We start from the raw sequence: 16,833 nt of genomic DNA on the forward strand, positions 1-16,833 counted from the left end.
ACGTGAAGATCACGAAGGAGACTTGATGGACATCCTCTTCCGCGGCGGCCGCGTCTTCACCCCTGACGGCGTCAGGGAGACGGCCGTGCTGGTGTCCGGCGGCCGGATCGCCGCCCTGGGCGCGGAGGGGGAGCTGGCCCGCCGCACGCCGTCGCACGAGACGGTCGACCTGGCCGGCGGCCTGCTGACGCCGGGCTTCACCGACGCCCACGTCCATCCGGTCCAGGCGGGCCTGGAGCGCGCCAGATGCGACCTGTCGGAGGTCTACGGCCTGGACGCCTACCTCGCCGCGATCGACGCCTACGCCCGGCGTCATCCGGACAAGGAGTGGATCGACGGCGGCGGCTGGGACATGTCGGCCTTCCCCGGCGGCCTCCCCCACCGGTCCCAGCTCGACCACCTGGACCGCCCGGTCTACCTGATCCAGCGCGACCACCACGCCGCCTGGGTCAACGGCCGCGCCCTGGAGCGGGCCGGCATCACCAGGGACACCCCCGACCCGGCCGACGGCCGCATCGAGCGCGACCCCGACGGAACGCCGTCGGGCGTGCTGCACGAGGGCGCGATGGACCTCGTCGGCCTGCTCACCCCGCGCCCCACCTCTCGCGACCTGGACGCGGCGCTGGAGGACGCGCAGCGGCACCTGTTCTCGCTGGGCGTCACAGGCTGGCAGGACGCCATCGTGGGCTCGTACGCGGGCTCCGACGACCAGTTGCCCACCTACCTGTCCGCGGCCCGCCAGGGACGCCTCAGGGCTCGCGTGGCGGGCGCCCTGTGGTGGGACAGGACCCGCGGCTCCGAGCAGATCGACGAGCTGGTGGCGCGACGGGCCGAGTCGGAGGGCCTGGACCGGTTCAGGGCGGGCTCGGTCAAGATCATGCAGGACGGCATCACGGAGAACTTCACCGCCGCGACGCTGGAGCCGTACTGCCTGTGCGGCGGCACCGGCCTGTCGTACGTGGACCCCGCCAAGCTCCGCGGGTACGTCGCCGAGCTGGACCGGCTCGGCTTCCAGGTGCACTTCCACGCGATCGGCGAGCGCGCGGTCCGCGAGGCGCTGGACAGCTTCGAGGGCACCGACCCGGCCAACCGCCACCACATCGCGCACCTGCAGATCATCGAGCCGTCGGACGTGCCGCGCTTCGCCGCGCTCGGCGTCACGGCCAACCTCCAGCCGCTGTGGGCCACCCATCACGCCCAGATGGACGAGCTGACGCTGCCGTACCTGGGCGAGCCGCGCTCGTCGTGGCAGTATCCGTTCAGGGACCTGCTGGAGCACGGCGCCCGCTTCTGCGCGGGCAGCGACTGGCCGGTCTCGGACGCCGACCCCATCCAGGGCATGCACGTGGCGGTCAACCGGACCGAGCCCGGCGGCTCGGTGCACGCCGGCTATCCGACGGCGCGCACGCCGTTCCTGCCCGGCCAGCGGCTGGACCTGGCGACGGCGATGGCCGCCTACACCTCCGGCTCGGCCTGGATCAACCGCTCCCCGGCGGGCGTGCTGGCGCCTGGCCGCCCGGCGGACCTGGTGGTGCTGGACCGCGACCCGTTCGCGCTGCCGCCGGAGGAGATCTGGACCACCCGCGTGCGGATGACCTTCGTGGACGGCGAGCCGGTCCACCAGTAGGGGGCCCGGGCATGCGTGAACCCCCGCCCGAGGGGCGGGGGTTCACGACGCCGGTCTACCAGGGGGACTTGTTGGCGCGCAGGCGCTCCAGTGCTTCCTCCAGGATCGCCTTGCCGTCCTTGTCGCTCCTGCGCTCCTTCACGTACGCGAGGTGCGTCTTGTACGGCTCGTTCCTAGGCGGGGCAGGGGGGTTCGACTCGTCCTGTCCGGCAGGGAGGCCGCAACGAGGGCAGTCCCACAGCTCGGGGACCGCCGCGTCACTGGCGAAACTGGGGCGCGTCTCGTGCATGTTGGCGCACCAGAACGAGACCCGCACTCTCGGAGCTGCCTCGCCGCGCTCGGCCTCCCCCATAGGGCCGGCGCCGACTCGGCTGCCACGGATCGCGTTGCCACTACCCACGGATGAACTCCTCGCTCGATCGCCCCGCGCGCGAACACGGGGGGAGAATCACTGTCACGCGTTGACTTGTTGCTCAGGGCTTCACGAGCAGCCCGAGAGCGATGATGCAGACGAACCAGATGGTGCCCGTGATCACGGTCAGCCGATCGAGGTTGCGCTCCACCACGGAGGAACCGCCGAAGTTCGACGAGAAACCGCCGCCGAACATGTCAGACAGGCCACCACCCTTGCCCTTGTGAAGCAGGACGAGCAGGATCATGAGAAGGCTCGCCAGGATGAGGGCGATGGAGATTCCGAGTTCCACGGTATGCCTGTTCCTTCAATGCTCTGTTACGCGTGACGATTCAAACTTGCCTTCTGAGGGTACGGCCTGCTGTCAAGTCGCACCCCCCGAACGGCTCATTCAGCCTGGCATGTCGGAGAATCGGCAGATCTTGGCGAACTCTCCGGCGTCGATGCTGGCACCGCCCACGAGCGCGCCATCGACATCCGGTTGTGCCATGATTCCGGCGACATTTCCTGACTTGACCGAGCCTCCGTAAAGGATACGGACCGCCGAGGCCACTTCGGCGTCGTAGAGCTCAGCGAGTCTGATTCGCAATGCTCCGCACACCTCCTGGGCATCGTCGGGGGTGGCCACCTCGCCGGTGCCGATCGCCCACACCGGTTCGTAGGCCACCACTATCGATTTTGCCTGCTCTGCCGAGATCTTGCGCAGAGCGCCGTCGAGTTGGCCGAGACTGTGCGCGATGTGACCGCCCTCTTGGCGCACCGCCAGGCCCTCGCCGACGCACAGGATGGGCGTGAGCGAGTGCCGGTAGGCCGCCTGCACCTTGGCGTTGACGACGTCGTCGTCCTCGCCGTGGTACTGCCGCCGCTCGGAGTGGCCGATGACGACGTACGTGCAGCCCAGCTTGGCCAGCATGGGACCGGACACCTCGCCGGTGTAGGCCCCGCCGTCGTGCGCGGAGAGGTCCTGGGCGCCGTAGACAATCCTGAGCTTGTCGCCGTCGACCAGGGTCTGGACGCTGCGCAGGTCGGTGAAGGGTGGCAGGACGGCGACCTCGGTCTTGTCGAAGTCCTTGTCGCTGAGGGTGAAGGCGAGCTTCTGGACCAGCGCGATGGCCTCGAGGTGGTTGAGGTTCATCTTCCAGTTGCCCGCCATGAGCGGCTTGCGCTGTGACACCTACTCCTCCAGAGCGGCGAGTCCGGGGAGGGTCTTCCCCTCAAGGTATTCGAGACTGGCGCCGCCGCCGGTGGAGATGTGCGAGAAGCCGTCCTCGGGGAGGCCGAGCCTGCGCACGGCGGCCGCGGAGTCGCCGCCGCCCACCACGGTGAAGGCGCCGGAGGCGATGAGCGCCTCGGCCACGGCCCTGGTGCCGCCGGAGAAGGCGTCGAACTCGAACACGCCCATGGGCCCGTTCCAGAAGACGGTCTTGGCGTCGGCCAGCTTGGCGGCGAACAGCTCGCGGGTCTTCGGCCCGATGTCGAGCCCCTGGCGGTCGGCCGGGATCGCGGTGGCCTCGACCGCCTCGTGCTCGGCGTCGGCGGCGAACTCGGTGGCGGCCAGCACGTCGACCGGCAGCACCAGGTCCACGCCGCGCTCCGCGGCCTCGGCGAGGAAGCCGCGCACCTGGTCGAGCTGGTCCTCCTGGAGCAGCGACCCGCCGACCTCGTGGCCCTGGGCCTTGAGGAAGGTGTAGGCCATGCCGCCGCCGATGAGCAGCCGGTCGACCTTGGTGAGCAGGTTGGCGATGACGCCGAGCTTGTCGGAGACCTTGGCACCGCCCAGCACCACCACGTAGGGGCGCTCGGGCTGCTCGGTGAGCTTGCGCAGCACCTCGACCTCGGCGACGATCAGCCCGCCCGCCGCGTGCGGCAGGATCCTCGGCACGTCGTAGACGCTGGCGTGCTTGCGGTGCACCGCGCCGAAGCCGTCGCCCACGTAGAGTTCGGCGAGCCCGGCCAGCTTCTCGGCGAACGCGCCGCGCGCGGCGTCGTCCTTGGAGTCCTCGCCCGGCTCGAAACGCAGGTTCTCCAGCAGCGCGACCTGGCCGTCCTGGAGCGCCTCGGCCGTGGCGCGGGCGCTGTCGCCGACCACGTCGGTGGCGAAGGCGACGTCCTGGCCCAGCAGCTCGCCCAGGCGGGCCGCGACCGGCCGCAGCGAGTATTTCGGGTTGACCTGGCCCTTGGGCCTGCCCAGATGGGCGCAGACGACGACCCTGGCGCCGCGGCCGGCCAGCGCCTTGATCGTCGGCACCGACGCGCGGATGCGACCGTCGTCGGTGATCGTCTCCCCGTCGAGGGGGACGTTGAGGTCGGCGCGCACCAGCACGCGCCGACCCTTCACGTCGAGATCGTCGAGCGTGCGCATGCTCTCATGCTCCTGTTCCCGCGGGGCGCGCTCGGCGCGCGCCCCGGCACGTGTTCGTGGCCGGCCGGGGTCGGCCGGGCCGGCGGGTCAGAGGCCGCGGCCGACCAGCTCGATCAGGTCGACGAGGCGGTTGGAGTAGCCCCACTCGTTGTCGTACCAGCCGACGACCTTGACCTGGTTGCCGATGACCTTGGTGAGGCCGGCGTCGAAGATGCAGGAGGCCGGGTCGGTGACGATGTCGGAGGAGACGATCTGGTCCTCCGTGTAGGTGAGGACGCCCTTGAGCGGGCCCTCGGCGGCGGCCTTGACCGCGGCGTTGACCTCGTCGACCGTGACGTCGCGGCCGACCTCGACGGTGAGGTCGGTGGCCGAGCCCGTGGGGATCGGCACGCGCATCGCGAAGCCGTCGAGCTTGCCCTTGAGCTCCGGCAGCACCAGGCCGATGGCCTTGGCGGCGCCGGTGGAGGTGGGCACCACGTTGAGCGCGGCGGCGCGGGCGCGGCGCAGGTCCTTGTGCGGACCGTCCTGCAGGTTCTGGTCCTGCGTGTAGGCGTGGATGGTGGTCATCAGACCCTTCTCGATGGTGAAGGAGTCGTGGATGACCTTGGCCATCGGCGCCAGGCAGTTGGTGGTGCAGGACGCGTTGGAGATGATCGTGTGCTTGGCCGGGTCGTAGGAGGAGTCGTTGACCCCCATGACGATCGTGACGTCCTCGTTCTTCGCCGGAGCGGAGATGATGACCTTCTTCGCGCCGTTGTCGGCGTGCGCCCTCGCCTTGTTGGCGTCGGTGAACAGGCCGGTGGACTCGACGACGACGTCCACGCCGAGGTCGCCCCAGGGCAGCTTGCCCGGGTCGCGCTCCTCGAAGACCTTGATCGCCTTGCCGTCGACGGTGATCTCGTCGCTGGTGGCCTTCACCTCGTAGGGCAGGCGGCCCAGAATGCTGTCGTACTTCAGAAGGTGGGCGAGCGTCGCGTTGTCGGTCAGGTCGTTGACCGCGACGATCTCGATGTCCTTGCCGCTGGCGGCGACAGCGCGCCAGAAGTTGCGGCCGATGCGGCCGAAGCCGTTGACGCCTACGCGGATGCTCACGCGATCTCCTCGAACAGATGGCGGGCTGAAACCTCAACCACGAACCCTATCGGACCTAAATTGGTTTAGACCACTGCAGCCCCCGCCCAGCGCATGCGGGTGCTACGCACACTTTTTGCGGGCTTCGAGTAAAGTGCCCGACTCATCGGAGTAAATTCGTGCATTCTCTGGGGGCTGAGATGTCACACAACCGGTCCGGACTCCTTCCCGGACTAGCGCTGGGCCTGTTGGCGGCGCTCGTCGGCGCCGCCGCGCTGGGGGCGGCCGTGCTGTTCCAGACCCGCCTGCCGGCCGGCGTCACCGCGTTCGGCAACGGGCACCCCCTCTCGCTGGTCTCGTCCCTGCTGGTCGCGCTGCTGGTCGCCCTCGGGGTCGGCGCGGCGCGCCCGCGCGCCCTGACGCTGGTCCCCGTGTCCGCCCTGTACGCCGGGGCCGCCATGGCCGCCGGGCAGGTGCTCGGCTCCTCGATCATGATCGGCGCCACCCTGCGCACCCCGCCCGCCGGCCCGCCGGACGTCACGGTGTCCGACATCACATGGGACAACTTCACCGCCGGCCTCCCGCACGCGCCCAACCTCTACCGCGACCCCTTCGCGGAGACCTGGGCCGCCTGGCTCTATCTCGCCGTGGCCGCGCTGGCCGCCCTCCTGCTGGTCACCCTGCGCGTGCTCGCCGCCCGCCGCGCCCACCGCCGCCGGACGGAGCCCGGCGCCGGCGCCCCGGAGGAGGGCCAGGAGGAAACGGACTACCGCGCCCCCTTCGAGCCCGCCCAGCCCCCGGGCCAGCAGCCCACCACGGACCTGTTCGCCCCTCGCAAACCCGCCCGCGACTGACCCTCGCTCCGGTTTCGCTCCGGGCCGCTCCGGTGCCGTTCCTGGTGGCTGGGGCGGCATCCGGTCAGGGCCGGCGCGCCGCTCGCCATGAACCACGAAGCTCGGCACCACGAGGCCCGGAACCACGGAACCCGGAACCACGAAGGCCCGGGCCCACCCGGCTCTGCCGTACGGGATGACTGAAGGAGCAGGTCAGGGCGCGAGCATGTCGACGGTGAGGTTGGCCTCGGTGTTGGGGATGCCGAGATCGGACGCCCGCTTGTCCGCCATCGCCAGCAACCGCCTGATCCGCCCGGCGATCGCGTCCTTCGTCAGCGGCGGGTCGGCGATCTGCCCCAGCTCCTCCAGGGACGCCTGCTTGTGCTCCACCCGCAGCCGCCCGGCCACCACGAGGTGCTCCGGCGCCTCGTCACCGAGGATCTCCAGCGCCCGCTGCACCCGCGCCCCGGCGGCGACCGCCGCGCGGGCCGAACGCCGCAGGTTGGCGTCGTCGAAGTTGGCCAGCCGGTTGGCGGTGGCCCGCACCTCGCGGCGCATCCGCCGTTCTTCCCAGGCCAGCACGCTGTCGTGCGCTCCCAGGCGGGTGAGCAGCGCGCTGATGGCGTCGCCGTCGCGCACCACGACCCGGTCCACGCCGCGCACCTCGCGCGCCTTGGCGTGGATCTTCAGCCGCCGCGCCGAGCCCACGAGCGCCAGCGCCGCCTCGGGCCCCGGGCAGGTGACCTCCAGCGACATCGACCGTCCAGGCTCGGTGAGCGAGCCGTGCGCCAGGAACGCGCCACGCCAGGCCGCCTCGGCGTCGCACGCCGCGCCGGCCACCACCTGCCGCGGCAGGCCGCGCACGGGACGGCCGTGGTTGTCGATCAACCCCGTCTGGCGGGCGAGCGCCTCGCCGTCCCGGTAGACGCGCACCACGTAACGGGAGCCCTTGCGCAGGCCGGCGGGGGCCAGCACGAGCACCTCCGCCTTGTGGCCGAACACCTCACCGATGTCCTTGATCAGGCGCCGCGCGGTGGCGTTGGTGTCGAGCTCCGCCTCGATCACGATCCGCCCGCCCACCAGGTGCAGGCCGCTGGCGAACCGCAGCAGCGTGGAAACCTCGGCCTTGCGGCAGCAGGGCTTCAGCACCGGCAGGCGGCTCAGTTCGTCTTTCACCACACCTGTCATCGCCATAAGCGTTTAGTCCTCTCCCCCATTCAGACCGGCTCACGCCAGTCTCTCGCACCTTCGCGCCACCCCGACCAGGATCAACGCTTCTGGAGGAAAATCTCGTCCAGGACGGAGGCAAGACGTCGTGGGTCGTGCCGGGGCGAGCCGTCGCCGGCCGCCACGTCGGCCATGACGACCCGCGCGCCGAGCGCGGCGGCGGCCTTCTCCAGGGCGCCGGGATCGTCGACCACGCCGGTGTCGGCGAGGACGACGTCGATCGACAGGTCCGGCGCGTGCTGCCGGAGCACCTCCAGATGCTGCTGCGGGGAGAAGTCGTCGGTCTCGCCGGCCTGCGGGGCCAGGTTGAGCGTGACGAGCCGGCGCGCCCGGGTCGCGTGCAGCGCCCTGGCCAGCTCGGGCACCTTGAGGTGCGGCAGGACGCTGGTGAACCACGAGCCGGGCCCGAACACCACCCAGTCGGCCTCCGACACCGCCGCCACGGCCTCGGGCCGCGCGGGCGGGTCCTCGGGCACCAGGGAGATGGCCTGGACGCGGCCGGGGGTCAGGGCGCACGCGACCTGGCCGCGGACGGTCGAGATGACGCCGTCGAGCTCCACCTCGGCGACGATGTCCAGCGGCACGGACGCCATCGGCAGCACCCGGCCGTGCGCGCCCAGCAGCCGGCCGACCCAGTCGAGCCCGGCCACCGGATCGCCCAGCAGCTCCCACAGGGCCACGATCAGCAGGTTGCCGACGGCGTGCCCGTGCAGGTCGCCCTCGCTGCGGAAACGGTGCTGCACCACTTCGCTCCAGGTGCTGCCCCACTCGTCGTCGCCGCACAGCGCCGCCAGCGCCATGCGCAGGTCGCCGGGCGGGAGCACGCCCAGCTCGCGGCGCAACCGGCCGCTGGAGCCGCCGTCGTCGGCGACGGTCACGACCGCGGTCAGCTCGTCGGTGACCATCCGTAACGCGGACAGCGACGCGAACAGCCCATGCCCTCCGCCGAGCGCCACCACCCGCGGCCCCCGCCCGTCCACCGACCGGTCGGACAGAACGGTTGCGGCCGGGCCGCAGGCGGGCGGGTCGTCGTCAGAGTGTGCGTCCGCCGGCGCCGCGGAACCGTCATCGGTCACTCGCGCCCCACATCCCGGTGGCTGACCTGGACCTCCATGCCGCGGTCACGCAGCCGGGCGGCGACCTGCTCGGCCATGGCCACGCTGCGGTGCTTGCCGCCCGTGCAGCCCACCGCGAGCGTCGCGTAGCTCTTGCCCTCACGCGCGTACCCGGCCGCGACCACCTTCAGGACCTCCTCGTACGCGTCGAGGAACTCCTTGGCGCCCGGCTGCCCGAGGACGTAGTCGCTGACGGAGGCGTCGAGCCCGTTCATGGGCCGCAGCTCCGGCACCCAGTGCGGGTTGGGCAGGAACCGGCAGTCCACGACGAGGTCGGCGTCGACCGGCAGCCCGTACTTGAAGCCGAAGGACACCACGTTGAGCCGCAGCCCCGGCCTGTCCTCGCCGCCGAAGTACGCGACGATCTTGTTGCGCAGGTCGTGGACGTTGTGCGAGGAGGTGTCGATCACCAGGTCGGCGTTGGCCCGCACCTCGCGCAGGATGCCCCGCTCGCGGGTGATGCCGTCGACCAGCCGCCCCTCGCCCTGCAACGGGTGGGGCCTGCGGACGTTCTCGAACCGGCGCACCAGCTCCTCGTCGCTGGCCTCCAGGAACACCACCCGCACTCGGACCCCGCGCGCCTCCAGCTCCTCGATGGCCGCGTTGAGGTCGGTGGTGAAGGCGAGGCTGCGCACGTCGACCACGGCGGCGACCTTGTCGGCGGCCAGCTTGACCTTGCCCGCCTCCTCGGCCATGGCGAACAGCAGCCCCGGCGGCAGGTTGTCGATGACGAACCAGCCCAGATCCTCCAGGGCCTTGGCCGCCGTGCTGCGGCCCGCCCCGGACATGCCGGTCACGATGACGAACGCCGGGTCGGCGCTCATCTGCTCTTTCCGCCCGTCAGTCCGGCCACCGGCACTGCCCTCACGGCTGTCCATGTCAACGCCCTTCCCGGCCGACACCGCCCGCCGGCCCAGCGATCCGGGCGCATCCCGCACGGCGGCCGTCCGGCACGCCCGGCCCGGTCATCGCGGCACGCCATCCACCATAGCGGACGGCGGCGATGGCACAGCGCGACGCGGCCTCTACCATGCGTCGCCCTGTCACCCCGCTCCCCCTTCCCGGGGCGCGAGCTCCCGCGTACGGGCGCCGGCCCCGGCCTCGGTGGACACGGGCCTGGGCGACCCGTCCGCCAGGGTGGCGACGATGACCTCGGCGATGGCCGGCCCGATGCCCGGCACCTCGCAGATCTCGGCCGCGCTCGCCTCGCGCAGCTTCTTCACCGACCCGAAGTGCTTGAGCAGCGCCTGCCGCCGCGCCGGCCCGAGCCCGGGAACGCCGTCGAGCGCGCTCTCCTTGATGCCGCGCGAACGCTTCGACCGGTGGTAGGTGATGGCGAAGCGGTGCGCCTCGTCACGCACGCGCTGCAGCAGGTAGAGCCCTTCGCTGGACCTGGGCATGATGACCGGCTGGTCGTCGCCCGGCAGCCAGACCTCCTCCAGCCGCTTGGCCAGCCCGCACACCGCCACGTCGTCCACGCCCAGCTCGTCGAGCGCGCGCTGGGCCGCGGCCGCCTGGGGGCCGGCGCCGTCGACCACGACCAGGTTGGGCGGGTAGGCGAACTTGCGCGGCCGGCCGGTCTCGGGGTCGATCGGGCCGTGCCCGCCGTCCTCAGCGGGCCCGCCTTCCTCGCCGTACTCGTCGGGGACCAGCTCGCCGGTGTCGGACCGTTCCTGCAGGTAGCGGCGGAACCGGCGGAGGATCACCTCGTGGATCGAGGCGACGTCGCCCTCCTTGGTCTTGACCGAGAAACGCCGGTATTCGCTCTTGCGCGCGAGGCCGTCCTCGAAGACCACCATGGACGCGACGACGTTCTCGCCCTGCAGGTGGGAGACGTCGTAGCACTCGATGCGCAGCGGCGCCTGGTCGAGGTCGAGCGCGTCGGCGATCTCCTGCAGCGCCTTGCTGCGGGTGGTGAGGTCGCTGGCGCGCCGGATCTTGTGCTGGGCCAGCGACTCCTTCGCGTTGCGCTCGACGGTCTCCATGAGGGTGCGCTTGTCGCCGCGCTGCGGCACCCGGACCTCGACCCTGGCCCGGCGCTGCTCGCTCAGCAGCTCGGCGACCGCCTCGCAGTCGGGCGGCAGAGCGGGGACGAGCACCTCGCGCGGCATCGACTCGGCGCCGGCCTCGGCGTACATCTGCAGCAGGAACTGCTCGACCAGCTCGCCCGGCGTGGTCTCCTCGACCTTGTCGACCACCCAGCCGCGCTGGCCGCGGATGCGCCCGCCGCGCACGTAGAAGACCATGACGGCGGCTTCGAGAGGGTCCTCGGCCAGGGCGATGACGTCGGCGTCGGTGCCCTCGCCGAGCACGACCGCCTGCTTCTCCAGCGCGCGCTGCAGCGCCTGGACGTCGTCCCTGAGCCGGGCGGCGCGCTCGTACTCCTGCTCGGAGGCGGCGGCGCGCATCTCCTTCTCCAGCCGCCTGATGAAGCGGCTGGTGTTGCCCGCCATGAAGTCGCAGAAGTCCTCGGCCAGCTCGCGGTGCTCCTCGGGGGTGACCCGGCCGACGCACGGCGCGGAGCACTTGTCGATGTAGCCGAGCAGGCAGGGACGGCCGATCTGCCCGGCCCGCTTGAACACCCCGGCACTGCACGTGCGTACGGGGAAGACCCGCAGCAGCAGGTCGACGGTCTCCCGGATGGCCCAGGCGTGCGAGTAGGGGCCGAAGTAGCGGGTGCCCTTGCGCTTGGCGCCGCGCATGACCTGCACCCGGGGGAAGTCCTCCCCCATCGTGACCGCGAGGTAGGGGTAGGACTTGTCGTCGCGGTACTTGACGTTGAAACGCGGGTCGAACTCCTTGATCCAGGAGTATTCGAGCTGCAGCGCCTCGACCTCGGTGCCGACGACCGTCCAGTCGACGTCGGCCGCGGTGGTCAGCATCGACTGCGTGCGCGGGTGCAGCGCGGAGAAGTCGGCGAAGTACGAGTTGAGCCGCTGCCGCAGGCTCTTGGCCTTGCCGACGTAGATCACCCGGCCGTGGGCGTCCCTGAACCGGTAGACCCCCGGGGACTCGGGGATCGAACCCGGCTTCGGCCGGAAACTCAGAGGACTGCCCGCAGATCTCGCCACATTTGAAGCCTAGTAGCCCCCACCGACAGACTCATCCGCCCGCCGACGGCCCACGACGGTGCCGGACGAAGGGCGCGAGGGTGCGGGCCCGGCTTCGCGCCAAGCCGGGCCCGCACCCTCGCGCCTTCCGCCGCCCGCCGCCCGTCGACCAACCAACCGGCCAACCGGCCAACCGGCCAGCCAATCAGCAATCAGCAATCAGCGATCAGGCCAGGGTGATCTGGTCGCCCTCGACCTTGATCGCTTTCTCCGGCAGCGGTCCCTGGGCAGGCCCGCCCGCCACCGCTCCGTCGGCGATGTTGAACCTGCTGTTGTGGCACGGGCAGACGATGGCGCCGCCGTCGACGCTGCCCACCACGCACCCCTTGTGCGTGCAGACCGCGCTGTACGCCTTGAACTCCCCCGCGGTGGGCTGCACGACCACGATCTTCTGGTCCTTGAGGATCGTGCCGCCCCCCACGGGGATGTCGGCCGTCTTGGCCAGCGCCTCGGCGGTCTGCGGCGCGCTGGACTCGCCGGCGCTCGCCTGAGGCGCCGCCGACCCGGTGGCGTCGCCGCCGGTCGCCGCATCGGTGCCGGTCGCCGCATCGGTGCCGCCGCCACAGGCCGCGAGGGCCAGTGTGAGGCCACCGGCTCCGACGCCCGCTATCACTGTCCGTCGGCTTCGAAGGTCATCTCCCATGCGGATCACCCAACCGCAGCCAGGTGAGAAATTCATGAGACCTGCATGAGAGACGCCCACGGTTCCGCTAAGCCAGGCGGATCTTGCCGCCGTCCACCGTGATCTTCTTCTCCTTGAGCGGCTCGGGCGCGGGCCCGTCCGCCACCGAGCCGTCCTCGATGCTGAACTTGCTGCCGTGGCACGGGCAGTTGATCGTCTTGTTCTGGACGGTGGCGACCGTGCAGCCCGCGTGCGTGCAGACCGCCGAGAACGCCTTGAAGTCGCCCTCCACCGGCTGCGTGACCACGATCTTCTGCGCCTCGAAGACCTTGCCGCCGCCCACCTCGATGTCGGAGGTGTCGGCCAGCGCCTTCGCCTTGGCCGTCTTCTTCTTGGGCGCCTCGGACGACGCCTCGTCGGCCGGCTCGTCCGCGGGCGCCGCGCTCGCGTCGGTCGTCGGCGTGCCGTAGCTCGCGCACGCCGTCAGGAACGCCGCGAGCCCGGCGCCTCCCGCGCCCAGCATCATCGTCCGGCGCGTCGTATCCGTCATGGTGCGTCCTCCCAGGTTGCTTCTCCTTCAGGTACGGGCAGCGCCCGCGCGCCGGTTCAGCGTGCCCGAACCCAATCCTGGGGACCACGTACATTTACCTGCTCAGGCCACCACGATGCCGTCGCCCTCCACCTTGACCGCGATGGCGGTCAGCGGCGCGGTGGCCGGCCCCTTGTTGGGGGCGCCGCTGTCGGCGGCGAACTCGCTGCCGTGGCAGGCGCACGTGATGACGTTGTCCTTCGGCGTGCTGACGGTGCAGCCCTTGTGCGTGCAGGCCGCGCTGAACGCCTTGTAGACCCCCTGCTGAGGCTGCGTCACCACGAGCTTCAGGTCGCCGATGAGCTTGCCGCCGCCCACAGGCACGTCTGCCGTCTTGGCGATGACCTGTCCCTTCAGGCTGGGCCGCGACTGGGCGTCGCCGGTGCCGCAGGCGGCGAGCGCCACGCCGCACGCCGCCACCCCGGCCACCCCGAGCACCTCACGCCGTCCAGGCACGCCACCGTCCCGCTGTCCAGGCACGCCACCGTCCCGCTGTCCAGGCACGCCCTCGCCCCGTCGTCCAGGCATGGCTCCGCCCCGCTCCGTAACTGTCATGATCGCCTCGACCCTTCGCGTCGCCGCTGACCCCCTGCAGGTCAGGCCGTTACCCGTGCCACAACTGTATTGCCGCACCCCGCCGGTCCCGCCTCCGGGTAGGTGCTCCGGGGGCGGGACCGGCGGCGGCCCGGCGGGCGCTCACACGGACAGGATCTTGCGGAGGAACCGCCCCGTGTGGCTCTCCTCGACCAGCGCGACCTCCTCCGGCGTGCCGCTGGCGACGAGCGTGCCGCCGCGCGAGCCGCCCTCGGGCCCCATGTCGATGACCCAGTCGGCCGTCTTGATGACGTCGAGGTTGTGCTCGATGACGATGACGGTGTTGCCCCCGTCGACCAGCCGTCCGAGCACGCCGAGCAGCCTGCGGATGTCCTCGAAGTGCAGGCCGGTGGTGGGCTCGTCGAGCACGTAGATCGTCCGGCCGGTCTGCCGCCGCTGCAGCTCGGAGGCGAGCTTGACGCGCTGCGCCTCGCCGCCGGAGAGCGTGGTGGCCGGCTGCCCGAGCCGTACGTAGCCGAGACCCACGTCGTGCAGGGTCTGCAGGTGACGCCGGATCGCCGGGATGGCGTCGAAGAAGCCGAGCGCCTCCTCGATCGGCATGTCGAGCACCTCGGAGATCGTCCGGCCCTTGTAGTGGACCTCCAGGGTCTCCCTGTTGTAGCGGGCGCCGTGGCAGACCTCGCAGGGGACGTAGACGTCCGGCAGGAAGTTCATCTCGATCTTGATGGTGCCGTCGCCCGCGCACGCCTCGCAGCGGCCGCCCTTGACGTTGAAGCTGAAGCGCCCGGGCTGGTAGCCGCGCACCTTGGCCTCCGTCGTGGCCGCGAACAGCTTGCGGACGTGGTCGAAGACGCCGGTGTAGGTGGCCGGGTTGGAGCGCGGGGTGCGCCCGATCGGCGACTGGTCGACGTGGACGACCTTGTCCACGAGGTCCATGCCGTTGATGCGGGAGTGCCGCCCCGGCACCGTGCGCGCCCCGTTGAGCTCCTTGGCCAGTGCGCTGTAGAGGATGTCGTTGACCAGCGTCGACTTGCCCGACCCTGACACGCCGGTGACGGCCGTGAACAGGCCGAGCGGGAAGTCGATGTCGACGCCTTTGAGGTTGTGCTCGCGCGCACCCTTGACGGTGATCTGCCGCTTCTTGTCGCGCTTGCGCCGGCCGGACGGCACCTCGATGCCGCGCCGGCCCGACAGGTATTGCCCGGTCAGCGACTCCTCGCTGCTCAGCAGGTCCTGGACGGTGCCGGACACGACGACCTGGCCGCCGTGCTCGCCCGCGCCTGGGCCGATGTCGACCACCCAGTCGGCGGCGGCGATGGTGTCCTCGTCGTGCTCGACCACGATCAGCGTGTTGCCCATGTCGCGCAGCCTGACGAGCGTGTCGAGCAGCCGCAGGTTGTCGCGCTGGTGCAGGCCGATGGAGGGCTCGTCCAGGACGTAGAGGACGCCGACCAGGCCGGAGCCGATCTGCGTGGCCAGCCGGATGCGCTGCGCCTCGCCGCCCGCCAGGGTGGCGGCGGCGCGGTCCATGGTGAGGTAGTCGAGGCCCACGTCGAGCAGGAACCCGAGGCGGGCGTTGATCTCCTTGACCACCCGCTCGGCGATGTGCATGTCGCGGTCGGACAGCTTGAGCTCGGCCAGGAACTGGGCGCACTCGCCGATGGACATGGACGCGACGTCGGCGATCGACCTGTCGGCCACCGTGACGGCCAGGGTGACCGGCTTGAGCCGGGCGCCCTTGCAGGCCGGGCACGGGATCTCGCGCATGTAGCCCTCGAACCGCTCTCGGCTCGAGTCGCTCTCCGCCTCGGCGTGGCGGCGCTGCACCCAGGTGATGACGCCGGTGTAGTCGGTGTAGTAGGAGCGCTGACGGCCGTAGCGGTTGCTGTAGCGGACGTGGACCTGCTCGTCGTAGCCGTACAGCAGGGCCTTCTGCGCCTTCTTCGGCAGTTGCTCCCACGGGGTGTCGAGGCCGAATCCCATGGTGTTGCCCAGGGCCTCGATCATCCGGACGAAGTATTCGCTGGTGTGGCCGCCGGACCACGGGTGCAGCGCGCCCGCGCCCAGCGTGCGCTCCGGGTCGGGCACCACCAGGTCGGGGTCGACCTCCATCTTGGTGCCGAGGCCGGTGCACTCGGGGCAGGCGCCGAACGGGGAGTTGAAGGAGAACGAGCGCGGCTCCAGCTCCTCGAACGACAGGTCGTCGTAGGGGCAGTAGAGGTGCTCGGAGTAGAACCGCTCACGGCCCGGGTCGTCCTCGGGCAGGTCGACGAAGTCGAGGGTGATCGTGCCGCCGGACAGCTGCAGCGCGGTCTCGACCGAGTCGTTGAGCCGGCGGCGCGCCGACTCCTTGACCGACAGGCGGTCGACGATGACCTCGATGTCGTGCTTCTCGTACTTCTTGAGGGTCGGCGGCTCCTCCAGCCGCACCACCGTGCCGTCGACCCTGGCCCGCGCGAAGCCCTTGGTCTGCAGCTCGCGGAACAGCTCGGCGTACTCGCCCTTGCGCCCGCGCACGACCGGCGCGAGCACCTGGAAGCGGGTGCCCTCGTCGAGGTCCATCACGCGGTCGACGATCTGCTGCGGCGTCTGGCGGGCGATGGGCCGCCGGCACACGGGGCAGTGGGGCTTGCCGATCCGGGCCCACAGCAGGCGGAGGTAGTCGTAGACCTCGGTGATGGTGCCGACGGTCGAACGGGGGTTCTTGCTGGTGGACTTCTGGTCGATCGACACCGCAGGCGACAGGCCCTCGATGAAGTCGACGTCGGGCTTGTCCATCTGGCCGAGGAACTGGCGGGCGTACGCCGACAGCGACTCGACATAGCGCCGCTGGCCCTCAGCGAAGATCGTGTCGAAGGCCAGGCTCGACTTGCCCGAGCCGGAGAGGCCGGTGAAGACGATCAGCGAGTCTCGCGGCAGATCGAGCGAGACGTCCTTGAGGTTGTGTTCTCGTGCACCACGCACGATCAGGCGGTCGGCCACGGCGATCCCGGTAGTCGAAAGGCGGATAGGTCCACGGGGGATGGTAGACGGGGGCTCCGACAATTTCGGCGGCCCGCAGCGCGTCCCCCGAAAACCCCTCCCTCCCAGATTACGGCCATCCGCCGACTGGGCAGGATGCCTTCCGATATCAACGCTTTGACCTGCGGTTTCATGCCCTCGGGAGAGGCCGTTGGGCCGCCTGCCGACATGCCGGTCCGGCACGCGGGGAGATCTGAGGGCGGGGGCGTTAGTCTGGTGCTCGTGGGGCAGACGTTCCTGCCCGGCCGCGCGGGGTGGCTTCACCCGCCGCCGTCGTGGCTGACGATGC

General features: G+C 71.0%; 15 protein-coding genes. 2 read left to right on the forward strand and 13 right to left on the reverse strand.

The window, feature by feature from the left end; genetic code table 11:
* Positions 1-25: 25 nt before the first annotated feature.
* The gene (locus Nocox_RS27025; protein ID WP_020544773.1) at positions 26-1,627 is read left to right on the forward strand and encodes an amidohydrolase; all 1,602 of its coding nucleotides are present in this window, start codon (positions 26-28) and stop codon (positions 1,625-1,627) included.
* A 55-nt stretch (positions 1,628-1,682) separates the two neighbouring features.
* Here the strand turns inward: Nocox_RS27025 and Nocox_RS27030 are convergent, their stop codons facing one another.
* The 5 genes from Nocox_RS27030 to gap all read right to left on the reverse strand — a co-directional run bounded on the left by Nocox_RS27030 (position 1,683) and on the right by gap (position 5,493).
* Positions 1,683-2,027, reverse strand: coding sequence for an RNA polymerase-binding protein RbpA (locus Nocox_RS27030; RefSeq protein ID WP_084685755.1), 345 nt, complete (start codon positions 2,025-2,027; stop codon positions 1,683-1,685).
* Between the two features lie 73 nt (positions 2,028-2,100).
* On the reverse strand, positions 2,101-2,331 hold the full coding sequence (secG, locus tag Nocox_RS27035; RefSeq protein WP_020544771.1) for a preprotein translocase subunit SecG: 231 nt from the start codon (positions 2,329-2,331) through the stop codon (positions 2,101-2,103).
* A 99-nt stretch (positions 2,332-2,430) separates the two neighbouring features.
* A complete protein-coding gene (gene tpiA / locus Nocox_RS27040) occupies positions 2,431-3,213 on the reverse strand; it encodes a triose-phosphate isomerase (protein WP_020544770.1) in 783 nt (260 codons plus the stop codon).
* Positions 3,214-4,401, reverse strand: coding sequence for a phosphoglycerate kinase (locus tag Nocox_RS27045; protein WP_020544769.1), 1,188 nt, complete (start codon positions 4,399-4,401; stop codon positions 3,214-3,216).
* A gap of 87 nt (positions 4,402-4,488) precedes the next feature.
* On the reverse strand, positions 4,489-5,493 hold the full coding sequence (gene gap / locus Nocox_RS27050; protein WP_020544768.1) for a type I glyceraldehyde-3-phosphate dehydrogenase: 1,005 nt from the start codon (positions 5,491-5,493) through the stop codon (positions 4,489-4,491).
* Between the two features lie 227 nt (positions 5,494-5,720).
* Between gap and Nocox_RS27055 the strand changes: the two genes are divergently transcribed.
* Positions 5,721-6,326 carry a hypothetical protein gene (locus Nocox_RS27055; protein WP_020544767.1) on the forward strand — a complete coding sequence of 202 codons (606 nt, stop codon included), beginning with the start codon at positions 5,721-5,723 and terminating at the stop codon, positions 6,324-6,326.
* Between the two features lie 192 nt (positions 6,327-6,518).
* Here the strand turns inward: Nocox_RS27055 and whiA are convergent, their stop codons facing one another.
* The 8 genes from whiA to uvrA form a co-directional block, all read right to left on the reverse strand.
* A complete protein-coding gene (whiA, locus tag Nocox_RS27060; protein ID WP_026214667.1) occupies positions 6,519-7,499 on the reverse strand; it encodes a DNA-binding protein WhiA in 981 nt (326 codons plus the stop codon).
* Positions 7,500-7,573: 74 nt separating this feature from the next.
* A complete protein-coding gene (locus tag Nocox_RS27065) occupies positions 7,574-8,608 on the reverse strand; it encodes a gluconeogenesis factor YvcK family protein (protein WP_020544765.1) in 1,035 nt (344 codons plus the stop codon).
* Positions 8,605-9,471: an RNase adapter RapZ gene (gene rapZ, locus Nocox_RS27070; RefSeq protein ID WP_020544764.1), complete on the reverse strand. Its 867-nt coding sequence runs from the start codon at positions 9,469-9,471 to the stop codon at positions 8,605-8,607. Before rapZ ends, Nocox_RS27065 begins: the two co-directional genes overlap by 4 nt.
* Before the next feature lie 219 nt (positions 9,472-9,690).
* On the reverse strand, positions 9,691-11,718 hold the full coding sequence (uvrC, locus tag Nocox_RS27075; RefSeq protein ID WP_084685754.1) for an excinuclease ABC subunit UvrC: 2,028 nt from the start codon (positions 11,716-11,718) through the stop codon (positions 9,691-9,693).
* A 205-nt stretch (positions 11,719-11,923) separates the two neighbouring features.
* Positions 11,924-12,370 carry a Rieske (2Fe-2S) protein gene (locus Nocox_RS27080; protein ID WP_020544762.1) on the reverse strand — a complete coding sequence of 149 codons (447 nt, stop codon included), beginning with the start codon at positions 12,368-12,370 and terminating at the stop codon, positions 11,924-11,926.
* A gap of 97 nt (positions 12,371-12,467) precedes the next feature.
* Positions 12,468-12,929: a Rieske (2Fe-2S) protein gene (locus Nocox_RS27085; protein WP_026214664.1), complete on the reverse strand. Its 462-nt coding sequence runs from the start codon at positions 12,927-12,929 to the stop codon at positions 12,468-12,470.
* A gap of 102 nt (positions 12,930-13,031) precedes the next feature.
* Positions 13,032-13,424: a Rieske (2Fe-2S) protein gene (locus tag Nocox_RS27090; RefSeq protein ID WP_026214663.1), complete on the reverse strand. Its 393-nt coding sequence runs from the start codon at positions 13,422-13,424 to the stop codon at positions 13,032-13,034.
* A 240-nt stretch (positions 13,425-13,664) separates the two neighbouring features.
* On the reverse strand, positions 13,665-16,505 hold the full coding sequence (uvrA, locus tag Nocox_RS27095) for an excinuclease ABC subunit UvrA (RefSeq protein WP_020544759.1): 2,841 nt from the start codon (positions 16,503-16,505) through the stop codon (positions 13,665-13,667).
* Positions 16,506-16,833 lie beyond the last annotated feature (328 nt).

Origin of the sequence: Nonomuraea coxensis DSM 45129, assembly GCF_019397265.1 — a bacterium.
GTDB lineage: Bacteria > Actinomycetota > Actinomycetes > Streptosporangiales > Streptosporangiaceae > Nonomuraea > Nonomuraea coxensis.